The following is a 20,712-nucleotide window of genomic DNA, read 5'->3' as shown; positions in this document are numbered from 1 at the left end:
GATAGCTAAAGTTTGTGCGTGGAAATGGTTATAAGAGGGCTTTACGCCAGGAATGCTGGCGAGCATCACAGAATTTTTAACGTGAGGAACAGATGCAATTAGTTAAACGCAGCGCTTTTACACTCTTTCTCGCTGTTTTATCTTTCACAGCGCAGGCGCACCCTCATAGCTTTATTCGATTGCAGACGCAGCTGGTGAGTGAAAACGATCGGTTTGTGGCGCTAAAAATGCGCTGGACGATGGATGAAATCACCTCCGCAGACCTGCTTTACGACGCGGGAGACGCGAAGCCCGGTTCGGAGATCTGGAAAAAGCTGGCGGCGGAAGTGATGGCGAACGTGCTCGGCCAGCACTACTTCACCGAAGTGTGGCACAACGGACAAAAGGTCAAGTTTAAAAATCGCCCGACGGAATACGGAATGGAACGGGAAGCGCACCAGGCGGTGTTGACGTTTGTCCTGCCGTTGGCTGAACCGCAGCCGCTGAGCGGCCAGACTTATACTTTCTCGACCTTCGATCCCACATACTATGTGGATATGAGCTACGCCAACGATCGGGACGCCTCGTTGCCGCAGGCGTTAAGCACACAATGCAGCATGAGCGTGCATACGCCGACGCCGAGTGAAGAGACGCTCAGTTTTGCGCAGTCGCTGGATAAAGAAGACGCGCCGCCGGAGGATATGGATTTGGGTAAACAGTTCGCGCAGAAGGTAACGGTGCAATGTCAGTAATCTCCCAACAACGCCCGCGCTCCCGACGCTGGCTGCCGCTGTGGCCGCTGGCGGTATTTCTGTTGCTGGCCATCGCGGGCGGGCTGTGGTTATGGCAGGCCTGGCCGCAGGTGATGGTGAAAAGCATTGTCTGGCAGCGGGAAGTGAATCAGCAGATGAGCGCCTTATTAAAAGCGGTGGCGGCGAATCCGGCGCAGGCGGGCGGTTCGCTGCTGTTGTTTAGCTTTCTGTATGGCGTACTCCATGCGCTGGGGCCGGGTCATGGAAAAGTGGTGATTACCACATGGCTGGCGACGCATCCATCAAAGCTGAAATCAAGCATCGGCCTGACGCTGGCCTCATCGTTGTTGCAGGGGCTGGTGGCCATTGCGCTGGTGGTTGTGGTGCTGACGGTATTGCAGCTTCCGGCGAGGCAGTTACATCTGAGCAGCTTCTGGCTGGAGAAGGGCAGTTATGCGTTAGTCGGCGTGCTGGGAATATTGCTTTGCTGGCGGGCGCTAAAGACGCTTCGCGCGCTGCTGCGCAAGCCGAAATTTATCTCATTTACGCCGCATCATGTTCACCACGAACATTGCGGCTGTGGGCATCAGCATCTGCCGAACCCAGAGCAACTCAGGAATGGCGATGACTGGCGCGCGCGGCTGATGATTATTCTGTCGATGGGGATGCGCCCCTGTTCCGGCGCGATTATGGTGCTGCTGTTCAGTAAAGTTATTGGCGTCTTTAGTTGGGGAATGGCGTCGGCGCTGGCGATGGCGGCGGGAACCTCGCTGACCATTACCTCTCTGGCGTTGCTGGTCCACAGTTTCCGTACGCTGGCGGTAAAATTAAGCGGCAATAAAACGCCGGTATTGTGGCGGCAAGTGGGATGGACAACGCTGGCATTAGCCGGTGGCGTGATTTTGGTTGTGGCGGCGGTGGTGATGTGGATGAGTGCGGTGCCGGTGGGCAGGGGATTAAGACCGTTTTAGCACAGTTGTAGGATGAATGCCTGATGGCGCTTCGCTTATCAGGCCTACGGGAAACTCCCCTGGTAGGCCGGATAAGGCGCTAGCCGTCATCCGGCATCAAAGATTAACGCTTCAGCGCATCACTCAATTCGTCGCGCATGCTTGCCAGCATCGCTTTAACCACGCGCGGGTTACCGGCCACGATGTTACCGGTCGTCATGTAGTTATGGCCGCCGGTAAAGTCGCTGACGATACCGCCCGCTTCACGCACCAGCAGTTCGCCGCCGGCGAAATCCCACGGACGCAGACCGATCTCAAAGAAACCGTCAACGCGACCCGCAGCCACATACGCCAGATCCAGCGCAGCAGAACCGGTGCGACGGAAGTCAGCGCATTCGGTGAACAGTTTGCTAACGATATTAATGTAGGTGGTCGCATACTGTTTGGCTTTGAACGGGAAACCGGTCGCCAGGATGGTGCCATCCAGGTCGCGCGCGGTGCTGCCGCGCAGACGGTAACCGTTCAGCTGTGCGCCCTGACCGCGAGTGGCGGTGAACAGTTCGTTACGCATAGGATCGTAAACTACCGCGACTTCAGTACGGCCTTTGATGCGTACTGCGATAGATACCGCGAAGTGCGGCAGACGTTTGATAAAGTTGGTGGTGCCATCCAGTGGATCGATAACCCATTGAACATCCTGATCGGTACCTTCATGTTCACCGCTTTCTTCGGTAATGATGGTGTGCTGTGGGTAAGATTTACGGATCGTTTCGATAATAATCGCTTCGGCGGCTTTATCGACGTTGGTCACAAAATCATTGCTGCCTTTCTGGCTGGTTTCTACTGAGTCAGGCGTTTCGTAGTGTTTGGCAATTACATTACCCGCCTTGCGCGCTGCGCGCACGGCGATGGTCAGCATCGGATGCATCGGTCTCTCTCACTGGATGTTAAAGAACGGGAAAACGGCGCAGAGTATAGCAGCGAGTTCGGAATATGTCTCCGTTTTATGATAATATGCCCGAATAATCTTTAGCCGAAGAAAGACAATGCTGCAAAATATTCGAATTGTGCTGGTGGAAACCTCTCACACCGGCAATATGGGTTCTGTTGCCCGCGCCATGAAAACAATGGGTTTAACAAACCTGTGGCTGGTAAATCCGTTGGTCAAGCCGGACTCCCAGGCTATCGCGCTGGCGGCTGGCGCCAGCGATGTGATCGGCAATGCGCAGATCGTCGATACGCTCGATGACGCGCTGGCAGGGTGTAGCCTGGTGGTCGGCACCAGTGCGCGTTCCCGCACGCTGCCGTGGCCGATGCTGGACCCGCGCGAATGCGGTCTGAAAAGCGTGGCGGAAGCCGCGAATACGCCGGTTGCGCTGGTCTTTGGCCGCGAGCGCGTTGGTCTGACCAACGACGAACTGCAAAAATGCCATTACCATGTGGCGATTGCCGCAAACCCGGAATACAGCTCGCTCAACCTGGCGATGGCGGTACAGGTGATCGCCTACGAAGTGCGTATGGCCTGGCTGGCAACGCAGGAAAACGACGAGGCGGCGGAACATGAAGAGACGCCATATCCGCTGGTGGACGACCTGGAACGTTTTTACGGCCATCTGGAGCAGACGCTGCTTTCAACTGGCTTCATCCGTGAAGGCCATCCGGGGCAGGTCATGAACAAACTGCGTCGTTTATTTACGCGCGCGCGCCCGGAAAGCCAGGAACTGAAAATCCTGCGCGGTATTCTTGCTTCTATTGAGCAGCAGAATAAAGGCAAGTAAGCGTGTTGATGCCGGATGGCTGCACGATTTGCAGGCCGAATATTGTAGGCCGGATAAGCGAAGCGCCATCCGGCAAACAGAAACGGCACTGAAGGTTAAATACTTGACTAAATTAGTCAAGTAAATAGTTGACTGATTTAGTCGGGAATGTCAGACTTGACCCTGCTATGCAATACCCCCATTTTACAATAAAAAACCCCGGGCAGGGGCGAGTTTGAGGTTAAGTAAGACATGAGACTGACATCTAAAGGGCGTTATGCCGTGACCGCAATGTTGGACGTTGCGCTCAACTCCGAAGCGGGCCCGGTACCGTTGGCTGATATTTCTGAACGTCAGGGAATTTCCCTTTCTTATCTGGAACAGCTGTTTTCACGTTTGCGTAAAAATGGTCTGGTTTCCAGCGTACGTGGCCCAGGCGGTGGTTATCTGTTGGGTAAAGACGCAGGTAGCATCGCGGTTGGCGAAGTGATTAGCGCTGTTGACGAGTCGGTAGATGCGACCCGTTGTCAGGGCAAAGGCGGCTGTCAGGGCGGCGATAAATGCCTGACGCATGCGCTGTGGCGTGATTTGAGTGACCGTCTGACCGGTTTCCTCAACAACATTACCTTAGGCGAACTGGTGAATAACCAGGAAGTTCTGGATGTGTCTGATCGTCAGCACACCCATGACGCGCCACGTAGCACCCGCACGCAAGACGCAATCGACGTCAAACTGCGCGCGTAATTTACCCGCCCTGTTTCGGGGCGCTGCTGCGTTGGCCGCGCTTGTTCACTTCAGTCACTTACTTATGTAAGCGCCTGGGTTTCACAAGCTTGTCGCCTTGCTGCACCGCAAAACAGTTAGGGTAAAAAATTATAATAGATTTCAGAATCAGGCCGGGGCGTTTACTCGCCCCGTGTACTCGGTCGTACATCCAGCCGGTTGCCTGATTCCTTGCATTGAAGCGATGTACGGAGTTTATAGAGCAATGAAATTACCGATCTATCTCGATTACTCCGCAACCACGCCGGTGGACCCGCGTGTTGCCGAGAAAATGATGCAGTTTTTGACCCTGGACGGAACCTTTGGTAACCCGGCCTCTCGTTCACACCGTTTCGGCTGGCAAGCTGAAGAAGCGGTAGATATCGCCCGCAACCAGATCGCAGAACTGGTTGGCGCCGATCCGCGTGAAATCGTCTTTACCTCCGGTGCGACTGAATCCGACAACCTGGCGATTAAAGGTGCGGCCAACTTTTATCAGAAAAAAGGCAAGCACATCATCACCAGCAAAACCGAGCATAAAGCCGTGCTGGATACCTGCCGTCAGCTTGAGCGCGAAGGGTTTGAGGTTACTTACCTGGCGCCGCAGAGCAACGGCATTATCGATCTGAAAGAACTCGAAGCGGTGATGCGCGATGACACCATTCTTGTGTCCATCATGCACGTTAACAACGAAATCGGCGTGGTGCAGGATATCGCGACCATCGGCGAAATGTGCCGTGCGCGTGGTATTATCTACCACGTTGACGCCACCCAGAGCGTGGGCAAACTGCCTATCGACCTGAGCCAGCTGAAAGTGGACCTGATGTCCTTCTCCGGCCACAAAATCTATGGCCCGAAAGGGATTGGCGCGCTGTATGTGCGTCGTAAACCGCGTATTCGTATCGAAGCGCAGATGCACGGCGGCGGTCACGAGCGCGGTATGCGTTCCGGTACGCTGCCTGTACACCAGATCGTCGGTATGGGCGAAGCTTACCGTATCGCGAAAGAAGAGATGGAAACCGAGATGGCGCGTCTGCGCACGCTGCGTAACCGTCTGTGGAACGGCATCAACGATATCGAAGAAGTTTACCTGAACGGTGACCTGGAGCAGGGCGCGCCGAACATTCTCAACGTCAGCTTTAACTACGTTGAAGGCGAATCCCTGATTATGGCGCTGAAAGATCTGGCGGTGTCTTCAGGTTCCGCCTGTACGTCCGCAAGTCTGGAACCGTCCTATGTGCTGCGCGCACTGGGCATGAATGACGAGCTGGCGCATAGCTCTATCCGTTTCTCTTTAGGTCGTTTCACTACTGAAGAAGAGATCGACTACACCATTGAGCTGGTGCGCAAATCCATCGGTCGTCTGCGTGACCTTTCCCCGCTGTGGGAAATGTTCAAACAGGGCGTGGATTTGAACAGCATCGAATGGGCTCATCATTAATCGGTATCGGAATCAGGAGAATTTATAATGGCTTACAGCGAAAAAGTAATCGATCATTACGAGAATCCACGCAACGTGGGTTCCTTTGACAACAGCGACGAAAACGTAGGCAGCGGCATGGTGGGTGCACCGGCTTGCGGCGACGTGATGAAGTTGCAGATTAAAGTCAACAATGAAGGTATCATTGAAGACGCGCGTTTCAAGACTTACGGCTGCGGTTCCGCTATCGCGTCCAGCTCCCTGGTCACCGAATGGGTGAAAGGGAAGTCTCTGGACGAAGCGCAGGCGATTAAAAATACCGATATCGCAGACGAGCTTGAACTGCCTCCGGTGAAAATTCACTGCTCCATTCTGGCAGAAGACGCAATTAAAGCCGCTATTGCGGATTACAAAAGCAAACGTGAAGCAAAATAAGAAGAGTTGAGGTTGTTATGTCGATTACACTTAGCGACAGTGCTGCAGCGCGAGTAAATACCTTTCTGGCAAACCGTGGTAAAGGGTTTGGCCTGCGCCTGGGGGTGAGAACTTCCGGCTGTTCAGGTATGGCTTATGTACTGGAATTTGTTGATGAACCGGCGGCAGAAGACACCGTGTTTGAAGACAAAGGCGTAAAAGTCGTGATCGACGGTAAGAGCCTGCAATTTCTGGACGGTACGCAGTTAGACTTCGTAAAAGAAGGTCTGAACGAAGGGTTTAAATTCACCAACCCGAACGTAAAAGACGAGTGTGGTTGCGGCGAAAGCTTCAACGTGTAACGTGCTTACCGATAACCCCACCGTGGTCACCTGCGCGTGGGGTTTGTTTTACCTGACTTCCTGAAACATCAGAGAGTCGATGCCCTGAGAATGTTATGGACTACTTCACCCTCTTTGGCTTGCCAGCCCACTATCAACTCGATACCCAGGCGCTGAGCCTCCGTTTTCAGGATCTCCAACGTCAGTATCATCCTGATAAATTCGCCAGCGGTACGCAGGCTGAGCAACTTGCCGCCGTACAACACTCCGCGACCATCAATCAGGCCTGGCAAACGCTGCGTCACCCTTTGACGCGCGCCGAATATTTACTGTCACTACACGGCTTTGATCTGGCCAGCGAGCAGCATACGGTGCGCGATACCGCGTTTTTGATGGAACAGCTGGAACTGCGTGAAGAGCTTGATGAAATAGAACAGGCAAAGGACGAAGCGCGACTGGAAAGTTTCATCAAGCGCGTGAAAACAATGTTTGATGCCCGCCATCAGCTGATGGTGGAACAGTTGGACAACGAGACGTGGGACGTGGCGGCGGACACCGTGCGTAAACTGCGTTTTCTCGATAAACTGCGAAGCAGCGCCGAACAACTCGAAGAAAAGCTGCTCGATTTTTAATTCCCGGAAGCGAATATGGCCTTATTACAAATTAGTGAGCCTGGTCTGAGCGCTGCGCCGCACCAGCGTCGTCTGGCGGCAGGCATCGATTTAGGTACTACCAACTCATTGGTTGCGACCGTTCGCAGCGGCCAGGCAGAAACGCTGGCCGATCACGACGGTCGCCATCTGTTGCCGTCAGTCGTTCACTATCAGCAGCAGGGCCACACGGTCGGTTACGCGGCGCGCGCGAACGCGGCGCAGGACACGGCTAACACCATCAGCTCGGTAAAACGCATGATGGGCCGCTCGCTGGCGGATATTCAGACGCGCTATCCCCATCTGCCGTATCAGTTCCAGGCCAGTGAAAATGGTCTGCCGATGATTGAAACGGCGGCAGGTCTGCTCAACCCGGTACGTATTTCTGCCGATATCCTGAAAGCGCTGGCGGCGCGGGCGACGGAAGCGTTGTCGGGCGAGCTGGATGGCGTGGTCATTACCGTGCCCGCTTACTTTGACGATGCACAGCGCCAGGGAACGAAAGACGCGGCGCGTCTGGCGGGGCTGCACGTCTTGCGTCTGCTCAATGAACCTACGGCGGCGGCGATCGCCTACGGTCTGGACTCCGGCAAAGAAGGCGTTATCGCGGTTTACGACCTCGGCGGCGGCACCTTCGATATCTCTATTTTGCGCCTGAGTCGCGGCGTGTTTGAAGTGCTGGCGACCGGCGGTGATTCCGCGCTCGGCGGCGACGACTTCGACCATCTGCTGGCCGATTATATCCGTGAGCAGGCGGGCATTGCCGATCGCAGCGATAACCGTGTCCAGCGTGAACTGCTGGATGCCGCCATCGCGGCAAAAATCGCGCTGAGCGATGCCGATTCCGTTAGCGTCAATGTGGCGGGCTGGCAGGGCGACATCACCCGTGAACAGTTTAATGACCTTATTGCCGCTTTAGTTAAACGTACTCTGATGGCCTGTCGCCGCGCATTGAAAGATGCGGGCGTTGAGGCGCAGGAGGTGCTGGAAGTGGTGATGGTCGGCGGCTCCACCCGTGTGCCGCTGGTGCGCGAACGCGTGGGCGAATTTTTTGGTCGTCCGCCGCTGACGGCAATCGACCCGGATAAGGTCGTCGCCATTGGCGCGGCGATTCAGGCGGATATCCTCGTCGGCAACAAGCCGGACAGCGAAATGCTGCTGCTGGACGTGATTCCGCTGTCGCTGGGGCTGGAAACCATGGGTGGCCTGGTGGAGAAAGTGATCCCGCGTAACACCACCATTCCGGTGGCGCGCGCGCAGGACTTTACCACTTTTAAAGATGGTCAGACCGCGATGTCGATCCATGTCATGCAGGGCGAGCGCGAGCTGGTGCAGGATTGCCGTTCGCTGGCGCGCTTCGCGCTGCGCGGGCTCCCGGCGATGCCAGCGGGCGGGGCGCATATCCGCGTCACCTTCCAGGTGGATGCCGATGGCCTGCTGAGCGTCACCGCGATGGAGAAATCCACCGGCGTTGAGGCGTCTATCCAGGTCAAACCGTCTTACGGTCTGACGGACAGCGAAATCGCCACCATGATTCAGGATTCAATGAGCTTTGCCGAGCAGGATGTAAAAGCCCGTATGCTGGCAGAGCAAAAAGTGGAAGCGGCGCGCGTGCTGGAAAGCCTGACCGGCGCGCTCGCTGCTGATGCCGCGCTGCTAAGCGCCGCAGAACGTCAGGTCATCGATGATGCCGCCGCGCACTTGAGCGAGGTAGCGCAGAGCGATGATGTTGACGCGATAGAACAAGCCATTAAAAACGTAGACAAACAAACCCAGGAATTCGCCGCTCGTCGCATGGACAAATCTGTTCGTCGCGCGCTGCAAGGCCATTCCGTGGACGAGGTTTAATATGCCAAAGATTGTTATTCTGCCTCATCAGGATCTCTGTCCCGATGGCGCAGTTCTGGAAGCTGAGACCGGCGAAACCATTCTTGACGTTGCCCTGCGTAACGGTATCGAGATTGAACACGCCTGTGAAAAATCCTGTGCCTGCACGACCTGCCACTGCATCGTGCGTGAAGGTTTCGATTCCCTGCCGGAAAGCACGGAAGACGAAGACGATATGCTGGATAAAGCCTGGGGTCTGGAGCCGGAGAGCCGTTTAGGCTGTCAGGCGCGCGTCACCGATGAAGATTTGGTGGTCGAAATCCCACGTTACACAATCAACCATGCACGCGAGCATTAACAGAGGGTAGTATGGGACTGAAGTGGACTGATAGCCGCGAAATCGGCGAGGCGCTGTACGACGCGCTCCCCGATCTCGATCCTAAGACCGTTCGTTTCACCGACCTGCATCAATGGATTTGCGATCTTGAGGATTTTGATGATGACCCGCAGGCATCAAATGAAAAGATCCTTGAGGCTATCCTGCTGGTCTGGCTGGACGAAGCTGAATAAATAAACGGGCTGCCCACGGGTGGCCCGTTTTCCTGTATGCGCGAAGAAGGAAAAGAACAATGACTGAAGCGATGAAAATTACGCTCTCCACCCAACCGGCTGACGCTCGCTGGGGAGACAAAGCCACATACAGCATCAATAATGACGGCATTACCCTGCACCTGAACGGTAAAGATGACTCCGGTTTAATCCAGCGCGCGGCGCGTAAAATTGACGGACTGGGCATTAAACACGTACAACTGACCGGCGCTGGCTGGGATGTGGAGCGTAGCTGGGCATTCTGGCAGGGTTACAAAGGGCCGAAAGGCAGCCGCAAGGTCGAGTGGCCAGATCTTGACGATGAGAAGCAGAAGGAACTGGACAACCGTCTGGCGATCATTGACTGGGTGCGTGACACCATTAACGCGCCGGCGGAAGAGCTGGGGCCGGAACAGCTGGCGCAGCGTGCCGTTGATCTGCTGTGCAGCGTCGCGTGCGATCACGTCTCTTACCGCATTACCAAAGGCGAAGATCTGCGCGAGCAAAACTACATGGGGCTGCATACCGTTGGCCGGGGTTCCGATCGCGCGCCGGTGCTGCTGGCGCTGGATTACAACCCAACCGGCGATAAAGACGCGCCGGTTTACGCCTGTCTGGTGGGCAAAGGCATTACCTTTGACTCCGGCGGTTACAGCATCAAGCAAAGCGCATTTATGGACTCGATGAAGTCCGATATGGGCGGTGCGGCAACGGTAACGGGCGCGCTGGCATTTGCGATTACCCGTGGTCTGAACAAACGCGTGAAGCTGTACCTGTGCTGCGCGGATAACCTGATCAGCGGCAACGCGTTTAAACTGGGCGATATTATTCATTATCGCAACGGTAAGAACGTGGAAGTGATGAACACTGACGCGGAAGGGCGCCTGGTGCTGGCGGATGGCCTGATCGACGCCAGCGCGCAAAAACCAGAGCTGATCATCGATGCGGCGACGCTGACCGGCGCCGCGAAAACCGCGCTGGGTAACGACTACCACGCGTTGTTCAGTTTTGATGACGCGCTGGCGGGGCGTCTGTTGGCGAGTGCGGCAGAAGAAAACGAACCGTTCTGGCGTCTGCCGCTGGCGGAGTTCCACCGCAATCAGTTGCCTTCTAACTTTGCGGAACTGAACAATACCGGTAGCGCGGCGTATCCTGCCGGGGCGAGCACCGCAGCGGGCTTCCTGTCGCACTTTGTCGAAAACTACCAGCAGGGCTGGCTGCACATTGACTGCTCTGCAACCTACCGTAAAGCGCCGGTTGAGCAGTGGTCGGCAGGGGCGACCGGTTTGGGTGTGCGCACCATCGCTAACCTGTTAACAGCATAATTATGTAGGCCGGATAAGCGTTAGCGCTATCCGGCAAGATAACGGCGGGGGCGCTTCGCTTACCCGCCCTACACGCATCTCTATTGTGATCCTTATGTCCGAAACAAAAAACGAATTAGAAACCCTGCTGGAGAAGGCGGCGACTGAACCCGCGCATCGTCCGGCATTTTTCCGTACCTTACTGGAGTCCACCGTCTGGGTGCCAGGCACAGCGGCTGAAGGCGAAGCGATTGTTGACGATAGCGCGCTGGATTTGCAGCACTGGGAAAAAGAAGACGGCACGACGGTCATCCCGTTTTTTACCTCTCTGGAAGCCTTGCAGCAGGCGGTAGAAGACGAGCAGGCATTCGTGGTGATGCCGGTGCGCACGTTATTTGAAATGACGCTCGGCGAAACGCTCTTCCTGAACGCAAAACTGCCTACCGGCAAAGAGTTTATGCCGCGTGAGATCAGCCATCTGATCGGCGAAGAGGGCAATCCGCTGAGTACACAGGAAGTGCTGGAAGGCGGTGAATCGCTGATTCTGTCTGAGGTGGCAGAACCACCTGCGCAGATGATCGACTCCCTGACCACGCTGTTTAAAACCATCAAACTGGTTAAGCGCGCCTTTCTTTGCACCATTAAAGAGAGCAATGACGCCCAGCCGAATCTGTTGATTGGCATCGAAGCGGATGGCGACATCGAAGAGATCATTCATGCGGCGGGCAGCGTGGCGACTGATACCTTGCCCGGCGATGAACCGATTGATATCTGTCAGGTGAAAAAAGGTGAGCAGGGCATCAGCCACTTTATTACCGAGCACATCGCGCCGTTCTACGAGCGCCGCTGGGGCGGGTTCCTGCGCGATTTCAAACAGAATCGGATTATCTGAACCCGGTAGCCGGATGGCGTTAACGTCATCCGGGACAACCCGCGCGGTAGGCCGGATAAGCGCAAGCGCCATCCGGCACATTACAAAACGTTAGGCCGGTTCTACCGGTAAATCATTACGCGCACCCCATTCGCTCCATGCACCGTCATACAACGCGACATTGGGCACATCCAGCGTGGCGAGCGCCAGCACCACGACCGCTGCGGTGACACCTGAACCGCAGCTGGCGATAATTGGTCTGTCAAAACTGACGCCGTGACTGAAGAAAATGACGTCCAGTTCATCGGTCGTTTTTAATTCCCCTTCACGCACCAGCTCCGTCCAGGGCACGTTCAACGCGCCGGGGATATGGCCACGCTTCAGACCCGGACGCGGTTCATCTGCTTCGGCATTAAACCGTGGCGCCGGGCGGGCATCAACGATTTGCGCAGTTCTTTCATGGCTCGCCAGGAGTACATCGGTCAGACGCACAACCTCCTCCGCCGTGAATTTAACGTCAAATTCCCCTTCCGGGAGTTCCACTTCGCCTTCCTGAAGCGGCAGCTCATCGCGCTGCCAGCCCGCCAGACCACCGGCAAGAATTGAGACGTTTTCTACGCCAAACGTTCGCAGCATCCACCACGCGCGCGGGGCGGAAAACAGGTTGCCTTCATCGTAGACCACCAGATGTCTGTCCTGGTGTACGCCCAGTTCACGCATCGCCACGGCGAAGGCTTCCGGGCGCGGCATCATATGCGGCAGCGGCGAGGTGTGATCGGAGAGCGCTTCAATATCGAAAAAGAGTGCTCCGGGGATGTGGCCTGAACGATATTCACTCGCAACATCCCTGTCTTCCTGTCCGGGAGGTGCCATGCGGGCGTCGATAATTTGAATTTGCGGATCGTCGATATGCTCTGCCAGCCAGTCGGCGGCGACAAACCAGGAGGTGGACATAGGCGTCTCCATCTTTTGCCATAATAATGCCAAATTGTCGGACGTTTACCGCAAAGGGACAAGTAAAAGAGGCTGATTTGTCTGGTGAAACCACATTTCTGATGAAAAAATCAGAACTTATATAACGAATACTGGCTTTCACAACGGGAAATCTCACGCATAATAGTTACTCTACGTTGCTAACGGGCCACTGTGGCCAGGGATGAAAGAATGAAACACATACGCGTAGCCGCTTGCATGCTCATGCTGGCGTTGGCGGGGTGCGATAACAACGATAACGCGCCAACGGCGGTGAAAAATGATGAGACGCCCGCCGCGCAATCCGCTCCGACGAAAGATCCGGCACAACTGCAAAAGCTGGCGCAACAGAGCGAAGGTAAAGAACTGACGCTGCTGGACGCCTCCGAAGTCCAGTTGGACGGCGCGGCGACGCTGGTGCTGACGTTCTCCATTCCGTTAGATCCTGAACAAGATTTTGCCCGCACCGTGCATGTGGTCGATAAAAAAAGCGGCAAGGTTGATGGCGCCTGGGAGCTGTCGCCGAATCTGAAAGAGCTGCGCTTGCGCCACCTGGAACCCAACCGCGATCTGGTGGTGTCCGTTGAACGTGATTTAACGGCGCTGAATAAAACCGCCTTTGGCCGCGCATATGAAAAAACCATTACCACGCGGGACGTTCAGCCGAGCGTCGGCTTTGCCAGCCGTGGCTCGCTGCTGCCGGGAAAAGTGGTGGAAGGCTTGCCGGTCATGGCGCTGAACGTGAACGACGTGGATGTAAACTTCTTTCGCGTGAAGCCTGAGTCACTGGCGGCATTCGTCAGCCAGTGGGAATACCGCAATGCTCTTTCGAACTGGGAATCTGACAACCTGCTCAAAATGGCGGATCTGGTCTATACCGGGCGTTTTGATCTCAATCCTGCGCGTAATACGCGTGAAAAACGTCTGCTGCCGCTGAGTGACATTAAGCCCCTGCAACAGGCGGGCGTGTACATTGCGGTAATGAATCAGGCCGGACATTACAACTACAGTAATCCTGCCACGCTCTTTACCCTCAGCGACATTGGCGTTTCCGCCCACCGTTATCACAATCGTCTTGATATCTTTACGCAGAGTCTGGAAAACGGCGCGGCGCAGCAGGGGATTGAGGTTGCTCTGCTTGATGAAAAAGGTCAGACGCTGGCGCAAGCCGCCAGCGATGCGCAGGGGCATGTACAACTGGAAAATAGTCAGCAGGCGGCGCTGTTGCTGGCGCGAAAAGACGGACAAACCACGCTGCTGGATCTGAAACTGCCCGCGCTGGATCTGGCGGAGTTCGCGATTGCGGGCGCGCCGGGCTACAGCAAGCAGTTCTTTATGTTCGGCCCGCGCGATCTGTATCGTCCTGGGGAAACGGTGATCCTCAACGGACTGCTGCGCGACAGCGACGGTAAAACCTTGCCCGATCAGCCCGTCAAACTGGAAGTGGTAAAGCCGGACGGTCAGGTACTGCGCACCGTTGTCAGCCAGCCTGAAAACGGGTTATACCGCTTTACGTATCCGCTGGATAGCGGTGCACCAACCGGCATGTGGCACATCCGCGCGAACACGGGCGATAACCAGCCCCGGATGTGGGATTTCCATGTCGAAGATTTTATGCCGGAGCGAATGGCGCTTAATCTCAGCGCGCAGAAAACGCCGTTAGCCCCGTCGGAAGAGGTGACGTTCTCCGTTGTTGGTTACTACCTGTACGGAGCGCCTGCCAATGGCAACACGTTACAGGGGCAACTCTTCCTGCGCCCGCAGCGTGAAGCGGTACAGGCGCTGCCGGGCTTCCAGTTTGGCGATATTGCGGAAGAAAACCTTTCCCGCAGCCTGGACGAAGTCCAGCTTACGCTGGATGAAAATGGCCGTGGCGACGTCTCCGCCAACAGCCAGTGGCAGGAAGCGCATTCGCCGTTACAGGTGATCCTGCAAGCAAGCCTGCTGGAATCAGGCGGTCGCCCGGTCACTCGCCGTGCGGAACAGGCTATCTGGCCTGCCGATACCTTGCCGGGTATTCGTCCGCAATTCGCTTCTAAAGCGGTGTATGACTATCGTACTGACGCCACGGTTAACCAACCCATCGTGGATGAGGGCGGTAACGCCGCCTTTGATATTGTCTACGCCGATGCGCAAGGCAATAAAAAAGCTGCTTCGGGTTTGCAGGTTCGTTTGATCCGTGAACGGCGCGATTACTACTGGAACTGGTCGGAAAGCGAAGGCTGGCAGTCGCAGTTTGATCAAAAAGATCTGGTTGAAGGGGAACAGACGCTGGATCTCAGCGCCGATGAAACGGGCAAGGTGAGCTTCCCGGTTGACTGGGGATCGTATCGTCTCGAAGTGAAAGCCCCGAATGATGCGATCAGCAGCGTGCGCTTCTGGGCAGGTTACAGCTGGCAGGATAACAGTGACGGCAGCGGCGCGGCGCGCCCGGATCGCGTCACCCTGAAGCTGGATAAACCCACCTATCGTCCTGGGGACACCATCAAACTGCATGTCGCCGCGCCGGTGGCGGGTAAAGGCTACGCGATGGTGGAATCAAGCGACGGCCCGCTCTGGTGGCAGGAAATAGATGTACCTGCCGAGGGCCTCGACCTGTCGATTCCCGTTGATAAAGCCTGGAATCGACACGATCTCTACCTGAGCGCGCTGGTCGTGCGTCCGGGCGATAAGTCGCGTTCAGCGACGCCGAAACGCGCGGTTGGGCTGCTGCACCTGCCGTTGGGGGATGATAATCGTCGTCTGGATCTGACGCTGGAAAGCCCGGCTAAAATACGTCCAAACCAGCCGCTGACGGTGAACGTCAAAGCCAGTGCTAAACATGGCGAAACGCCAAAACAGATCAACGTACTGCTCTCTGCGGTGGACAGCGGAGTGTTGAATATCACCGATTACGTTACGCCAGATCCGTGGCAGGCATTCTTCGGGCAAAAACGCTATGGCGCGGATATCTATGATATCTACGGTCAGGTGATTGAAGGGCAGGGGCGTCTGGCGACGCTGCGTTTTGGCGGCGACGGCGATGAACTCAAACGCGGCGGCAAACCGCCGGTCAACCATGTCAACATCGTGGCGCAGCAGGCGCTGCCGGTCACGCTTAATGAGCAGGGCGAAGGTTCCGTTACGTTGCCGATTGGTGATTTTAACGGCGAGTTACGCGTTATGGCCCAGGCATGGACGGCAGAGGACTTCGGCAGCAGTGAAAGCAAGGTGATTGTTGCCGCTCCGGTGATTGCGGAACTGAATCAGCCGCGCTTTATGGCGGGCGGCGATACTTCGCGCCTGACGCTGGATGTCACTAACCTGACAGACAAACCGCAGACGTTGACGATTGAACTCGCCGCCAGTGGGTTACTGGAACTGGTGAGTCAGCAACCTGCTCCGGTAAACCTGGCGTCGGGCGTGCGTACGACCTTGTTTATCCCGGTACGCGCAAAAGAAGGGTTTGGCGAGGGAGAATTGCAGGCCACGCTGACCGGCCTGAACCTGCCTGGCGAGACGCTTCCCGCTCAGCATAAGCAGTGGAAAATTGGCGTCCGTCCGGCCTGGCCTGCGCAGACGGTAAATAGCGGAACGGTGCTTCAGGCGGGGGAAACCTGGCATGCGCCCGCCCAAAATCTGGAGAACTTCTCGCCGGTAACGTTGCAGGGGCAGTTGTTGCTTAGCGGCAAACCGTCGCTGAACCTGGCGCGCTATATTCGGGAGCTGAAGGCTTATCCGTATGGTTGTCTGGAGCAAACCGCCAGCGGCCTGTTCCCGTCGCTCTATACCAACGCGGCGCAACTGAAGGCGTTGGGGATCGCGGGTGATACCGATGAAAAACGCCGTGCGGCAGTCGACACGGGGATCTCCCGGATGCTGCAAATGCAGCGTGATAACGGCGGTTTTGCCCTGTGGGATAACAACGGGCCGGAAGAATACTGGCTTACCGCATACGCGATGGATTTCCTCGTGCGCGCTGGCGAGCAAGGGTACAGCGTTCCGGCCGATGCGATTAACCGGGGAAATGAACGCCTGCTGCGCTATTTGCAGGACCCGGGCATGATGTCGGTTCGCTATAGCGACGATACCCAGGCCAGTAAATTTGCCGTTCAGGCGTATGCGGGACTGGTGCTGGCGCGTCAGCAAAAAGCGCCGCTTGGCGCGCTGCGTGAAATCTGGGAACGCCGGGGTCAGGCCGCGTCGGGCTTGCCGCTTCTGCAACTGGGCATTGCGCTGAAAAATATGGGCGATGCCAGCCGCAGTGAACAGGCGCTGACGCTGGCGCTGAACACGCCGCGCCGTGACGCGCAGCAATGGATGGCGGATTACGGTAGCCCGTTGCGTGATAACGCGCTCATGCTGTCGCTGCTGGAGGAAAATAAACTGCAACCCGAGGTGCAAAATACGCTGCTGACGACGCTTTCTGAACAGGCATTTGGTCAGCGTTGGCTTTCGACGCAGGAGAGTAATGCGCTGTTCCTTGCTGCGCGCACACTACAGGATCTGCCGGGGACATGGCAGGCGCAGACTTCGCTCGCTGACCAGCCGTTGACGGGCGATAAAGCGCAAACGCGTAATCTGGATGCCGATCGGCTTTCCGCGTTGCAGGTGACCAACAGCGGCGACCAACCGCTGTGGCTGCGTCTGGACAGCAGCGGATACCCGCAAACGGCGCCCGTACCTGCCAGCAATGTGTTGCACATCGAGCGCCAGATTCTGGGAACCGATGGTCAGAGTAAATCGCTCAGTTCCCTGCGCAGCGGTGAACTGGTGCTGGTCTGGCTCGAAGTGAAAGCGAGTCAAAACGTGCCAGACGCGCTGGTGGTCGACCTGCTGCCTGCCGGTCTGGAGCTGGAAAACCAGAACCTGGCAAACAGCAGCGCCAGCCTGCAAGACAGCGGCAGTGAAGTGCAAAACCTGTTAAATCAGATGCAGCAGGCGGATATTCAGCATATGGAATTCCGTGACGATCGCTTTGTCGCGGCGGTGGCGGTTAACCAGGGGCAGCCGGTGACGCTGGTATATCTGGCGCGCGCGGTGACGCCGGGAACCTATCAGGTTCCTGTCCCGCAGGTGGAGTCAATGTATGTTCCACAGTGGCGGGCGACGGGATCAACCGAGGGGCTTTTGATTGTCACGCCATAAATGATCGTCCTGCGCAGTCTACGCGGTGGCTGGCGCTGGCTGGCCATCGCTCCATTTCTGATGATTCTGACAGTCTGGGCGGCGGACAAAATCTGGCCGCTGCCGCTGCATGAGGTCAATCCGGCACGGGTGGTGGTGGCGCATGACGGCACACCGCTGTGGCGCTTTGCCGATGCGGAGGGGATCTGGCGCTATCCCGTGACGATTGAAGACGTTTCTCCCCGCTATCTTGACGCGTTAATCAATTACGAGGACCGCTGGTTCTGGCAGCATCCGGGCGTGAATCCGTTTTCGGTACTGCGTGCCGCCTGGCAGGATCTGTCGTCAGGACGCGTGATTTCCGGCGGCAGTACGTTGACCATGCAGGTGGCGCGACTGCTGGATCCGCATCCGCGAACCTTTGGTGGTAAATTTCGCCAGCTCTGGCGCGCGCTCCAGCTGGAGTGGCACCTGTCCAAGCGCGATATTCTGACGCTGTATCTGAACCGTGCGCCGTTTGGCGGAACGTTGCAGGGCATCGGCGCCGCCAGTTGGGCTTATCTGGGTAAACCACCGACGCAACTGAGCTATTCGGAAGCGGCGTTGCTGGCGGTTTTACCGCAGGCGCCGAGCCGCTTGCGTCCCGATCGCTGGCCGGATCGCGCGCAAGCGGCGCGCAATAAAGTGCTGGAGCGGATGGCGGCGCAGGGCGTATGGTCGGCCCGGCATGTTCAGGAGGCCCGCGAAGAACCCGTCTGGCTGGCGCCCCGACAAATGCCGCAACTGGCGCCACTGTTCTCACGCATGATGCTGGGCAAAAGCAACAGTGACAAAATCGTCACCACGCTGGATGCCGGGTTGCAGCGTCAGCTTGAAGAGCTGGCGCAAAACTGGAAGGGACGGCTTCCGGCGCGCAGTTCGCTGGCGATGATCGTTGTCGATCATACCGATATGAGCGTGCGTGGTTGGGTTGGATCGGTGGATATGAATGATGACAGTCGTTTTGGTCATGTGGATATGGTCACTGCGATCCGATCGCCGGGATCGGTGCTTAAACCCTTTGTCTATGGGCTGGCGCTGGATGACGGGTTGATCCATCCCGCCTCGCTGTTACAGGATGTGCCGCGCCGTACCGGCGATTATCGTCCGGGAAACTTTGACAGCGGGTTTCATGGCCCCGTCAGCATGAGCGAAGCGCTGGTGCGTTCGTTAAATTTGCCTGCGGTACAGGTGCTGGAAGCATATGGCCCAAAACGTTTTGCGGCAAAACTGCGTAACGTTGGCCTGCCGCTGTATCTGCCTGCGGGCGCGGCCCCTAATCTTTCCCTGATTCTGGGCGGCGCGGGCGCAAGGCTGGACGAGATGGTGGCGGCATACAGTGCGTTCGCCCGTCATGGCAAGGCGGCAACATTGCGCTTGCAGCCAGGGGATTCGTTGCAGGAGCGTCCGCTGATGTCGCCGGGTGCGGCGTGGATCATCCGGCGGGTGATGGCCGATGAAGCGCAGCCGTTACCGGATAGCGCCCTGACGCGCGTAGTGCCGCTCGCCTGGAAAACCGGCACCAGCTATGGCTATCGCGACGCGTGGGCGATAGGTGTTAGCTCCCGCTACGTGACTGGCATCTGGACGGGCAGGCCCGACGGCACACCCGTTGCCGGACAGTTTGGTTTTGCCAGCGCGGTGCCGCTGCTTAATCAGGTGAATAATATGCTGATGGCGCGCGCCGCGACGCAGCCTGAAGATCCGCGTCCGGCGTCGGTGAGCCGGGGCGTTATCTGCTGGCCGGGCGGACAGGCTCTTTCGGCGGGAGACAGTAACTGCCGCCGTCGACTGGCGACCTGGCTGCTGGAAAACAGCCAACCACCGACGCTGCTGTTACCTGAACAGGAAGGGATTAGCGGCATTCGTTTTCCTGTCTGGCTGGATAATGACGGAAAACGCGTCGCCGCCGATTGCGCTCAGGCGCGGGAGCAGACGTTGATTGTCTGGCCGTTGCCGCTGGAGCCCTGGTTGCCCGCTGCTGAACGTCGCGCTGCGCGACTACCGACGGCTTCGACGACCTGCCCGCCGCTGGGGCAGGATGCGCCTTTACCTCTACAGTTAACGGGCGTGCGTGATGGCGCGATAGTGAAACGGTTACCTGGCGCTTCCGGGGTGGATTTATCGATTCAGAGCAGTGGTGGCGCGGGGGCGCGCTGGTGGTTCCTCAATGGTGAGCCGTTGGGAGAACGCGAGCGGAATATTACGTTACATCTTGCCGAAAAAGGCGAGTATCAATTACTGGTTATGGATGCTGCTGGACAGATTTCTGCGCTGCGATTTACTCTGCAATAGACCTGATAGCAACAGTTTGTTGCTAATACTCATCTTATTTTAAAAAAATGTTACCTTCATCCATAGGCAATAACCCGGATGCTCTTTATAATCCGCGCCAGGTCGTACAAGCATATATACAACAGCAGAACACATTACAGAGGTAATCATGGCGATTGAACGTACTTTTTCCATCATCAAACCAAATGCGGTGGCAAAAAACGTTATTGGCAACATCTTTGCGCGCTTTGAAGCAGCAGGGTTCAAAATTGTCGGTACGAAAATGCTGCACCTGACCGTTGAGCAGGCGCGCGGTTTCTATGCCGAGCACGATGGTAAGCCGTTCTTCGACGGCCTGGTCGAGTTCATGACCTCTGGCCCGATCGTGGTTTCCGTACTGGAAAGCGAAAATGCCGTGCAGCGTCACCGCGACCTGCTGGGCGCAACCAACCCGGCTAACGCGCTGGCGGGCACCCTGCGTGCCGACTACGCGGACAGCTTCACCGAAAACGGCACCCACGGTTCAGATTCTCTGGAATCCGCTCAGCGTGAAATCGCCTATTTCTTTGGTGAAGGCGAAGTGTGCCCGCGCACTCGTTAATAAATCAGTGATGTAGTATGTAGGCTTGATAAGACGCATCTGCGTCGCCATCAGGCCGTCGCGCAATGCCGGATGGCGCTGATGCTTATCCGGCCTACGACTTAT

18 protein-coding genes are annotated in these 20,712 nt (G+C 56.7%); 16 read left to right on the top strand and 2 right to left on the bottom strand.

Annotated elements, in window-relative coordinates; all coding sequences use genetic code 11:
* Window positions 1-92: 92 nt before the first annotated feature.
* Window positions 93-731 (top strand): DUF1007 family protein, encoded by a 639-nt coding sequence (locus OGX84_RS12585; protein WP_058667905.1) that lies wholly within the window; start codon window positions 93-95, stop codon window positions 729-731.
* The gene (locus OGX84_RS12580; RefSeq protein WP_058667903.1) at window positions 722-1,702 is read left to right on the top strand and encodes a nickel/cobalt transporter; all 981 of its coding nucleotides are present in this window, start codon (window positions 722-724) and stop codon (window positions 1,700-1,702) included. Before OGX84_RS12585 ends, OGX84_RS12580 begins: the two co-directional genes overlap by 10 nt.
* 103 nt (window positions 1,703-1,805) lie before the next feature.
* Here the strand turns inward: OGX84_RS12580 and suhB are convergent, their stop codons facing one another.
* Window positions 1,806-2,609, bottom strand: a complete 804-nt coding sequence (suhB, locus tag OGX84_RS12575; protein ID WP_024130116.1) for an inositol-1-monophosphatase — start codon at window positions 2,607-2,609, stop codon at window positions 1,806-1,808.
* A 118-nt stretch (window positions 2,610-2,727) separates the two neighbouring features.
* On the opposite strand from suhB, the gene trmJ reads away from it, so the two are divergent.
* The 11 genes from trmJ (at window position 2,728) to sseB (ending at window position 11,636) form a co-directional block, all read left to right on the top strand.
* Window positions 2,728-3,459, top strand: coding sequence for a tRNA (cytosine(32)/uridine(32)-2'-O)-methyltransferase TrmJ (trmJ, locus tag OGX84_RS12570; RefSeq protein WP_286458046.1), 732 nt, complete (start codon window positions 2,728-2,730; stop codon window positions 3,457-3,459).
* Between the two features lie 231 nt (window positions 3,460-3,690).
* Window positions 3,691-4,182 carry a Fe-S cluster assembly transcriptional regulator IscR gene (iscR, locus tag OGX84_RS12565; RefSeq protein WP_012131246.1) on the top strand — a complete coding sequence of 164 codons (492 nt, stop codon included), beginning with the start codon at window positions 3,691-3,693 and terminating at the stop codon, window positions 4,180-4,182.
* Between the two features lie 244 nt (window positions 4,183-4,426).
* Window positions 4,427-5,641, top strand: a complete 1,215-nt coding sequence (gene iscS, locus OGX84_RS12560) for a cysteine desulfurase (protein ID WP_115625810.1) — start codon at window positions 4,427-4,429, stop codon at window positions 5,639-5,641.
* Between the two features lie 27 nt (window positions 5,642-5,668).
* Window positions 5,669-6,055: a Fe-S cluster assembly scaffold IscU gene (gene iscU, locus OGX84_RS12555; protein ID WP_002913991.1), complete on the top strand. Its 387-nt coding sequence runs from the start codon at window positions 5,669-5,671 to the stop codon at window positions 6,053-6,055.
* Window positions 6,056-6,072: 17 nt separating this feature from the next.
* Window positions 6,073-6,396, top strand: a complete 324-nt coding sequence (gene iscA / locus OGX84_RS12550; RefSeq protein ID WP_004104506.1) for an iron-sulfur cluster assembly protein IscA — start codon at window positions 6,073-6,075, stop codon at window positions 6,394-6,396.
* A 95-nt stretch (window positions 6,397-6,491) separates the two neighbouring features.
* Window positions 6,492-7,007: a co-chaperone HscB gene (gene hscB / locus OGX84_RS12545; protein ID WP_012131249.1), complete on the top strand. Its 516-nt coding sequence runs from the start codon at window positions 6,492-6,494 to the stop codon at window positions 7,005-7,007.
* A gap of 15 nt (window positions 7,008-7,022) precedes the next feature.
* Window positions 7,023-8,873, top strand: coding sequence for a Fe-S protein assembly chaperone HscA (gene hscA, locus OGX84_RS12540; RefSeq protein WP_071258070.1), 1,851 nt, complete (start codon window positions 7,023-7,025; stop codon window positions 8,871-8,873).
* Between the two features lies 1 nt (window position 8,874).
* On the top strand, window positions 8,875-9,210 hold the full coding sequence (gene fdx, locus OGX84_RS12535; RefSeq protein WP_012131251.1) for an ISC system 2Fe-2S type ferredoxin: 336 nt from the start codon (window positions 8,875-8,877) through the stop codon (window positions 9,208-9,210).
* Between the two features lie 11 nt (window positions 9,211-9,221).
* Window positions 9,222-9,422 carry a Fe-S cluster assembly protein IscX gene (iscX, locus tag OGX84_RS12530; protein WP_286458045.1) on the top strand — a complete coding sequence of 67 codons (201 nt, stop codon included), beginning with the start codon at window positions 9,222-9,224 and terminating at the stop codon, window positions 9,420-9,422.
* A gap of 59 nt (window positions 9,423-9,481) precedes the next feature.
* A complete protein-coding gene (gene pepB / locus OGX84_RS12525; protein WP_049010618.1) occupies window positions 9,482-10,765 on the top strand; it encodes an aminopeptidase PepB in 1,284 nt (427 codons plus the stop codon).
* Window positions 10,766-10,859: 94 nt separating this feature from the next.
* The gene (sseB, locus tag OGX84_RS12520) at window positions 10,860-11,636 is read left to right on the top strand and encodes an enhanced serine sensitivity protein SseB (protein ID WP_012131255.1); all 777 of its coding nucleotides are present in this window, start codon (window positions 10,860-10,862) and stop codon (window positions 11,634-11,636) included.
* Window positions 11,637-11,726: 90 nt separating this feature from the next.
* On the opposite strand, the gene sseA is transcribed toward sseB, so the two are convergent.
* The gene (gene sseA, locus OGX84_RS12515; RefSeq protein ID WP_112001762.1) at window positions 11,727-12,569 is read right to left on the bottom strand and encodes a 3-mercaptopyruvate sulfurtransferase; all 843 of its coding nucleotides are present in this window, start codon (window positions 12,567-12,569) and stop codon (window positions 11,727-11,729) included.
* Between the two features lie 210 nt (window positions 12,570-12,779).
* Between sseA and OGX84_RS12510 the strand changes: the two genes are divergently transcribed.
* The 3 genes from OGX84_RS12510 (at window position 12,780) to ndk (ending at window position 20,607) form a co-directional block, all read left to right on the top strand.
* Window positions 12,780-17,714 carry an alpha-2-macroglobulin family protein gene (locus OGX84_RS12510; RefSeq protein ID WP_112001763.1) on the top strand — a complete coding sequence of 1,645 codons (4,935 nt, stop codon included), beginning with the start codon at window positions 12,780-12,782 and terminating at the stop codon, window positions 17,712-17,714.
* Window positions 17,715-20,027 carry a peptidoglycan glycosyltransferase PbpC gene (gene pbpC, locus OGX84_RS12505; RefSeq protein ID WP_112001764.1) on the top strand — a complete coding sequence of 771 codons (2,313 nt, stop codon included), beginning with the start codon at window positions 17,715-17,717 and terminating at the stop codon, window positions 20,025-20,027.
* Window positions 20,028-20,175: 148 nt separating this feature from the next.
* Window positions 20,176-20,607, top strand: coding sequence for a nucleoside-diphosphate kinase (ndk, locus tag OGX84_RS12500; RefSeq protein WP_012131261.1), 432 nt, complete (start codon window positions 20,176-20,178; stop codon window positions 20,605-20,607).
* The last annotated feature ends 105 nt before the right edge of the window (window positions 20,608-20,712 follow it).

Source organism: Citrobacter sp. CK202 (assembly GCF_030333225.1).
Taxonomy (GTDB): domain Bacteria; phylum Pseudomonadota; class Gammaproteobacteria; order Enterobacterales; family Enterobacteriaceae; genus Citrobacter_B; species Citrobacter_B koseri.
Note: the sequence above shows the minus strand (reverse complement) of the source record. Positions and strands in the feature narration are given on the sequence as shown.

What these genes read in the sequence shown, in the direction of transcription:
- OGX84_RS12585 (WP_058667905.1), top strand. Translation starts at nt 93, where the DNA reads ATGCAATTAGTTAAACGCAGCGCTTTTACACTCTTTCTCGCTGTTTTA.
- OGX84_RS12580 (WP_058667903.1), top strand. Translation starts at nt 722, where the DNA reads ATGTCAGTAATCTCCCAACAACGCCCGCGCTCCCGACGCTGGCTGCCG.
- suhB (WP_024130116.1), bottom strand. Translation starts at nt 2,609, where the DNA reads ATGCATCCGATGCTGACCATCGCCGTGCGCGCAGCGCGCAAGGCGGGT.
- trmJ (WP_286458046.1), top strand. Translation starts at nt 2,728, where the DNA reads ATGCTGCAAAATATTCGAATTGTGCTGGTGGAAACCTCTCACACCGGC.
- iscR (WP_012131246.1), top strand. Translation starts at nt 3,691, where the DNA reads ATGAGACTGACATCTAAAGGGCGTTATGCCGTGACCGCAATGTTGGAC.
- iscS (WP_115625810.1), top strand. Translation starts at nt 4,427, where the DNA reads ATGAAATTACCGATCTATCTCGATTACTCCGCAACCACGCCGGTGGAC.
- iscU (WP_002913991.1), top strand. Translation starts at nt 5,669, where the DNA reads ATGGCTTACAGCGAAAAAGTAATCGATCATTACGAGAATCCACGCAAC.
- iscA (WP_004104506.1), top strand. Translation starts at nt 6,073, where the DNA reads ATGTCGATTACACTTAGCGACAGTGCTGCAGCGCGAGTAAATACCTTT.
- hscB (WP_012131249.1), top strand. Translation starts at nt 6,492, where the DNA reads ATGGACTACTTCACCCTCTTTGGCTTGCCAGCCCACTATCAACTCGAT.
- hscA (WP_071258070.1), top strand. Translation starts at nt 7,023, where the DNA reads ATGGCCTTATTACAAATTAGTGAGCCTGGTCTGAGCGCTGCGCCGCAC.
- fdx (WP_012131251.1), top strand. Translation starts at nt 8,875, where the DNA reads ATGCCAAAGATTGTTATTCTGCCTCATCAGGATCTCTGTCCCGATGGC.
- iscX (WP_286458045.1), top strand. Translation starts at nt 9,222, where the DNA reads ATGGGACTGAAGTGGACTGATAGCCGCGAAATCGGCGAGGCGCTGTAC.
- pepB (WP_049010618.1), top strand. Translation starts at nt 9,482, where the DNA reads ATGACTGAAGCGATGAAAATTACGCTCTCCACCCAACCGGCTGACGCT.
- sseB (WP_012131255.1), top strand. Translation starts at nt 10,860, where the DNA reads ATGTCCGAAACAAAAAACGAATTAGAAACCCTGCTGGAGAAGGCGGCG.
- sseA (WP_112001762.1), bottom strand. Translation starts at nt 12,569, where the DNA reads ATGTCCACCTCCTGGTTTGTCGCCGCCGACTGGCTGGCAGAGCATATC.
- OGX84_RS12510 (WP_112001763.1), top strand. Translation starts at nt 12,780, where the DNA reads ATGAAACACATACGCGTAGCCGCTTGCATGCTCATGCTGGCGTTGGCG.
- pbpC (WP_112001764.1), top strand. Translation starts at nt 17,715, where the DNA reads ATGATCGTCCTGCGCAGTCTACGCGGTGGCTGGCGCTGGCTGGCCATC.
- ndk (WP_012131261.1), top strand. Translation starts at nt 20,176, where the DNA reads ATGGCGATTGAACGTACTTTTTCCATCATCAAACCAAATGCGGTGGCA.